At 29.1% G+C, this 3,189-nt stretch carries 6 protein-coding genes; all 6 read left to right on the plus strand.

All coding sequences use genetic code 11. From position 1 onward, the window contains the following. Positions 1 to 641, plus strand: a 641-nt coding sequence (locus tag RMO70_RS13850) for a hypothetical protein (RefSeq protein WP_310557033.1), incomplete at its 5' end; no start/stop codon positions are given. Between the two features lie 9 nt (positions 642 to 650). Beyond that, positions 651 to 953: a hypothetical protein gene (locus tag RMO70_RS13855; protein ID WP_310557034.1), complete on the plus strand. Its 303-nt coding sequence runs from the start codon at positions 651 to 653 to the stop codon at positions 951 to 953. A 99-nt stretch (positions 954 to 1,052) separates the two neighbouring features. Next, positions 1,053 to 1,241: a hypothetical protein gene (locus RMO70_RS13860; protein ID WP_310557035.1), complete on the plus strand. Its 189-nt coding sequence runs from the start codon at positions 1,053 to 1,055 to the stop codon at positions 1,239 to 1,241. Further along, positions 1,213 to 1,461: a hypothetical protein gene (locus RMO70_RS13865; RefSeq protein WP_310557036.1), complete on the plus strand. Its 249-nt coding sequence runs from the start codon at positions 1,213 to 1,215 to the stop codon at positions 1,459 to 1,461. The genes RMO70_RS13860 and RMO70_RS13865 overlap by 29 nt, the downstream gene beginning before the upstream one ends. 1 nt (position 1,462) lies before the next feature. Then, complete coding sequence (locus RMO70_RS13870; RefSeq protein WP_310557037.1) at positions 1,463 to 1,840, plus strand: hypothetical protein; 378 nt, start codon at positions 1,463 to 1,465, stop codon at positions 1,838 to 1,840. 519 nt (positions 1,841 to 2,359) lie between these two features. Continuing rightward, a complete protein-coding gene (locus tag RMO70_RS13875) occupies positions 2,360 to 2,830 on the plus strand; it encodes a hypothetical protein (protein ID WP_310557038.1) in 471 nt (156 codons plus the stop codon). Positions 2,831 to 3,189 lie beyond the last annotated feature (359 nt).

The following is a 3,189-nucleotide window of genomic DNA, read 5'->3' on the forward strand; positions in this document are numbered from 1 at the left end:
CGCAAGATGGAAGTGCTAGTTGGACTGGGGGAAATCCTGTTGTAAATTTTGGTAATTTTATGAGTGAAATTAAACAAAATTATAATCAAGGAATAAATGATAGAGTTAATAATGTTATTGATTTTTTTACTTCAGAGATAAATAGTGGTGAATATTGGGGCAATAGTTTGCAAAGTCTCGGCAATGATGTTATGCAAGGTAGAAGTATGATGTTTAATGCAAGTCCGGAATATAAATTAGAGACATTCAATAATACTAAGAATATGTCTGCCAATGAATGGGCATATTCGGCAGGGTATAGTTCGCCAGATATGGCTGCTTCTTTTGTTTCTCCTTATGCGATGGAAGGAGCGTTTTCTAGAATGAGCAATTTTAGAATTCCAGCTTATACAATTAAACCTTTAAGAGGTAGTGGAGGAAAAGTAAACGGATTTTCAATATCTAAAGGTGCTGGTTATGGTTCTAAAACTAGATTTGATTTTCATAAATTAGTAAATCCATCTAAGAAGTCTAATTCGTTCCCAAATTGGGTTAAAGATAAACGTCTACCACATTATCATAGAGGTAGGGGTAACAATCTTCACAGGCATAGACCTTGGGAAAATGGATGGGATGATAAAACGTTTTGGAATAGATTTTAATTATATAATATGAAAAAAGAAGATTTTTTTAATTCCTATATTCCTGCTTTAGAAAAAGCATTGAATTATGTAAATAAATTAGATTTCGAATTTTGCGGTCCAGATAGTTTTATTGATGATGAAACTATTAGGAATAATTTAGATAAATTTGAAAATGAGAATTATCATGAATATGAAAAGCTATTTAATATGGTATCAAATTATTTAGATGCTAAATCACATAATTTTAAGGACATACAAGGTAAAGATATTGAGGATTATAAAAAAGAACTTATTGAGGAAATAAATAATATCAAAAAAAAATATTTTTGATAACCCGTTGGGTGTAATTATTTAAAGTTAAAAAATGGATTAGATATTGCTCAAGATACTGAATTTCAGTATCTTGAATTCGAAAAACAAACAATATCTATGGCAAATATAACAAAAAATTATTTTAAAGTTTTAGAAGTTTTAAGTTCTTTAGATGTTGATTTCAATCATACATTTCGAGCTGGAAGAAAAGCAAAAATGTCTGATATTGAAGCGGTTGCATTAAGTTTGACTGCAGAGTATATGGAGAGGAGCATCAATGTATGGAAAGTCATATTCATTAATTAATCCAAAGTATGTTCCCTTCTATAGAAATTTTTCTGGCTTACCTAATGTAAATTCTGGTCAGTATTTATTAAAAGGTTCAATTCCTTTTAGAAATATTAAAGTAGGAAGATGGTTTGCGGCTCCTTTGAATGGTAATACAGGAGGGCTTCCATTTGAACTCTATCAGAATTATAACCAATTGATTAATCCAGTTAACTTAATTATTAAAAAACCATTTTAAGATGTTTGGATTCAAAAAAAATAAAGGTGATAATTTTGTTTTAGTTCTTGAAGAACGAACTAATTTGTTATTGGTATTAACAGCGTTAATGAAACTTTTAAAAAGTTCAGGAAATAATGCTCAATCTGATTTTATTTACAATTTGATTGAATTGCTTAATCAAAATAATATTAGTCATTTTGTAAAACTCATAAATGGAGTAGATATGTGGGGGGGGGCTGGTGCAGTTTGGGAAATTTATATTGAAGATAAAAATGAGGGAAAGGAATTTGAAAAAAAAATGTTAAGCCTAATTAATCTAATGGAAAAGGCTCAAATTATTGGTAAAGGAATAAAGTCAATTAAAAAGATTTTTGAAGATAATTTAAAAACAGAGTGAAGTAATAAAAAATAATTATAATTTACTTTAAATTACAAATGAAAGAAGATAAATATTTGCAACCATCACTGCTAGTGTTGAACATAATCCCCGCTAGCGCGAGCTTCTAGCTCGTGCCCAATAAAAATAAAGTTATTTTAATTGAAATGAGGTAAAAAATAGTAATGGGCACGAGCTTCTAGCTCGTGCGCGCAAAGGGTAAAAAAATTAAAGTTTAATGGAATTATGTTCTTTGAAAATAATTTTGGACAAAATAACAGGTCTTTTTTGTAAATATCATGATTATTGAAATATGTAAACTTTTTTCAGGACGAGACAAAATTGTGGGCACGAGCTAGAAGCTCGCGCTAGCGGGGGCAATTGCAAATAGAGCATTATAGAAAACTAGGTATTTCAGGAAATGATAGAAACGGAATCAGTCCAACAAATCGAAAACTAGGCCAATATATTGAATGGGGTCTAAGATCATTAGGTTTTTAATTTAAAATTTGTTTAATTTAGAAATAAAATTAGTTAAAAATGAAAGAAGATAAATATTTGCAAGCATCTCAAAATCTAGCTAAAGCAATCGATATAGCCATAGAATCATTTCAGAAACATCCTCCAAAAATTTGGGATGATAAAACGGTTAGACATTTTATTAATATATATTTGGATATTAAAGAAAAGTCACTAAGCCCTTTACCTCAATATAAAAATTTAAAAAGTTTGAATTATGAAGTTAATGATATATTCATTTTTTTTCAAGAAGGAAGTGGAGACGCAGTAAATTACTTTTGGGATAAAATAAAAGAACATAATTTGCCCTACAAAAGAGAAAACAAACTAGCTAAAATACTTAAACGCAAAAAAATAAAAGACGATATAGAGCTTGACTTTGTTATTGATGTTATGGTGCCATACCAACAAGAGGGTTTAATTAATGAAGAAGAGGTAATATTATTAAATACCTATATTGGAGATTTTGAAAATCGTGTTAAAAGAAAATAAAAAATACATAACTTTAAGTTTTATATTAACATCTTTTTTTGCGAATGGGCAAGAAGTTCACAAAAACTAAAAATTATTTAACATAAACCATTTAAACATTAAGAAGAGAACAAAAATGAAAATAAAATTAATTTTTTTAATTATCCTTTTTACAATAATTTCCTCTAACCTACTAAATGCTCCCCCCGCTAGCGCGAGCTTCTAGCTCGTGCCCGCTAATAAAAATAAAGTTATTTTCATTTAAATGAGGTAAAAAACTAGGAACGGGCACGAGCTAGAAGCTCGCGCTAGCGGGGGGAGCATTTAGTAGGTTAGAGGAAATTATTGTAAAAAGGATAATTAAAAAAATTAATTTTATT

Origin of the sequence: Flavobacterium sp., from assembly GCF_031422135.1 — a bacterium.
Lineage (GTDB): Bacteria > Bacteroidota > Bacteroidia > Flavobacteriales > Flavobacteriaceae > Flavobacterium.

Excerpts from the sequence above, each read along its gene's own strand:
- RMO70_RS13855 (WP_310557034.1), top strand. The coding sequence starts at position 651 with ATGAAAAAAGAAGATTTTTTTAATTCCTATATTCCTGCTTTAGAAAAA.
- RMO70_RS13860 (WP_310557035.1), top strand. The coding sequence starts at position 1,053 with ATGGCAAATATAACAAAAAATTATTTTAAAGTTTTAGAAGTTTTAAGT.
- RMO70_RS13865 (WP_310557036.1), top strand. The coding sequence starts at position 1,213 with ATGTATGGAAAGTCATATTCATTAATTAATCCAAAGTATGTTCCCTTC.
- RMO70_RS13870 (WP_310557037.1), top strand. The coding sequence starts at position 1,463 with ATGTTTGGATTCAAAAAAAATAAAGGTGATAATTTTGTTTTAGTTCTT.
- RMO70_RS13875 (WP_310557038.1), top strand. The coding sequence starts at position 2,360 with ATGAAAGAAGATAAATATTTGCAAGCATCTCAAAATCTAGCTAAAGCA.